This window comes from Pseudomonas sp. WSY_20 (genome assembly GCF_043104335.1).
In the GTDB taxonomy this organism is placed as follows: Bacteria; Pseudomonadota; Gammaproteobacteria; order Pseudomonadales; family Pseudomonadaceae; genus Aquipseudomonas; species Aquipseudomonas parafulva_B.
In genome coordinates this window covers 1-949 of sequence record NZ_JBICKP010000068.1, presented here as the reverse complement: position 1 = coordinate 949, position 949 = coordinate 1, and the positions used below count along the sequence as shown (strand labels likewise).

The following is a 949-nucleotide window of genomic DNA, read 5'->3' as shown; positions in this document are numbered from 1 at the left end:
TTCATGGCGCTGCCATTGTCTGAATGAAGCACCAATGTTTCCGGGCGGATTGCTTCACGCAGACAGGCACGTTCCAGCAAGACGCTGGCATGTTCAGCGCTCTCTGCCTCATGCACCTCATTCATGACCAGCTTGCGGCTGTAGATATCTTTGACCATGTACCAGTAGAAGTAACGGCCTTTGACTGTGCTGGGCAGCCAGGTGATATCCCAGCACCAAACCTGGTTCGGGCCGTCTGCCCTGTGCGTGGTGAGCGGCCTGGCTTGGGGCTTTCTGCCGCGTCCACGCCGATGTGCCTGGCCTGCTGACTTGAGCACTCGATAAAAGGTGGATTCTGAGGCCAAGTAAAGGCCTTCATCTGCCAACTTCGGCACGATTTCATGTGGAGTGAGGCCTGCACAGTCAGGACGATTGGCTGCTGCCAGAACCGCCAGCCGCTCCTGCTCGCTCAGTTTGTTGGCCGGCGTTGGGCGACTCGTTTCAGGCCGCCGGTCTTTAGGTTGGTTGCGCCACCGCTGCAAGGTGCGCTCGGTGATGCCCAGCTCTGTGCAGGCTGCACGCTGACGAGCGCCTGACTCGATAGCCGCATCGATCAACTCAAGGGCAGTGGTGCGATCTGCGGCGCTGGTCATTCGTCCTCGCCCTTGCCCCAGATCGCATTGGCCTTTTTTCGCAGCACCAACAACGCTGCCGTTTCTGCCAAAGCCTTTTCTTTGCGCCGCAGCTCACGCTCCAATTGCTCGATACGCTTGACCGAAGCAATATCTTTGGCGGGTTCCTGCTGGGTAGGCGTATTGGCTTGCTCACACGCTGCACGCCACAACACCAAGTCCGCCGGCACAATGCCTGCGGTACGGCAGTATGCCGAAATCTCTGCCTCGCTCATTGCGGCTGTCTGGAGCACTGCCCTGAACTTGTCAGCGCTGCTCCAGCGCCCGTTGCGCTTACC

Annotated in this window: 2 protein-coding genes; both read right to left on the bottom strand. The window is 59.1% G+C overall.

Going from position 1 to position 949, the window contains the following annotated elements; translation table 11 throughout:
* The coding region (locus tag ACF8E5_RS16580) for a DDE-type integrase/transposase/recombinase (RefSeq protein ID WP_392475551.1) at positions 1–632 on the bottom strand (632 nt) is incomplete at its 3' end.
* Positions 629–949: transposase (locus ACF8E5_RS16575; RefSeq protein ID WP_392475550.1), on the bottom strand; the 321-nt coding region annotated here is incomplete at its 5' end. The genes ACF8E5_RS16580 and ACF8E5_RS16575, both read right to left, overlap by 4 nt.